The sequence below is a fragment of the Paenibacillus sp. J5C2022 genome, assembly GCF_025567625.1.
GTDB lineage: Bacteria > Bacillota > Bacilli > Paenibacillales > Paenibacillaceae > Pristimantibacillus.
Genome location: NZ_JAOQJC010000115.1, coordinates 1 through 1,062, shown reverse-complemented (window position 1 = coordinate 1,062; position 1,062 = coordinate 1). Strand labels below are relative to the sequence as shown.

1 protein-coding gene is annotated in these 1,062 nt (G+C 48.9%); it reads left to right on the top strand.

Annotation, left to right across the window (positions count from 1 at the left end):
• A partial coding sequence (locus tag M6D81_RS31520) for an RNA-guided endonuclease InsQ/TnpB family protein (protein WP_262681627.1) occupies positions 1–1,062 on the top strand: 1,062 nt, incomplete at both ends.

Genomic DNA, 1,062 nt, shown 5'->3' with positions numbered 1-1,062 from the left:
GTTTGGAATACGTGTCTCCAGTTAGCTAAAGACTTTCATGCGAAACATCAGAAATGGATTTCGAAATCCGGGCTTCAGAAGCTAACGAAAGGCCGATTTCATCTGCACAGCCAATCCATTCAAGCGGTCTTCCATAAATATCTATTTGCTCGGGATTCCGCCCATCAATCGGTTCGAAAGGGAATCAGAACGGTCAGGTATCCTTACAAGACCAAAAACCACTACAATACGAAATGGGCCAAAGACGGCTTCAAGATATCGAGCAACGGCAAAATGGAGCTGTCGATGGGCATTCATGGCGGGAAGAGGGAGAAGCCTATTATAGTGTATGCCACTCATTTGCCCGAGGGACAAATCAAGGAAATCGAACTTGGCTATGATCACGGCTTGTATCTCGCCATATCTTATGAGGACGGTATGGCTAATAAGCCCTATTATAAGCAGCAATCGGCAGGCGTAGACCCCGGTGAAATCCATAGTCTCGCCGCTTTCCGTGAAGATGGGGAGAGTCTCATCATCACAGGCAGGAAAGTGCGGGCGATTCATCGATTGCGCCATAAGAAACTGGCTGAAATTCAGCGCTTGCAGTCGAGATGCAAAAAGGGCTCCAGGCAGTGGAAGAAATACGGGAAAGCCAAAAGGTTCATCCTCTCCAAGTCGGAGCGGCAGTTGCGAGATGCGTTGCATAAGACGACGAAACAGTTTGTGGATTGGTGCATGCGGCAGTCCGTATCGGATGTCTATCTTGGCGATGTCGAGGGGGTACAGCGCCATACGCGGAAGAAGAAGTCAGTGGGCCGCAAACAAGCGCAAAAGTTATCGAATTGGTCTATGGGCAAAGTGAGGCAATATGTGAAGTACAAGCTGGAACGGCAAGGCATAAAGCTACATGCTGTGGACGAATCGTATACGAGTCAGACATGTCCTGTCTGTCGGAAGAGGAACCAAACCTCTTACAGAAATTATCGTTGTGCATGCGGGTATGCCGAGCATCGGGATATTCATGGCGCGAGGAATATCCTAAGCAAGGCGCTGTATGATGAATTCCTGCATGTCGACGTG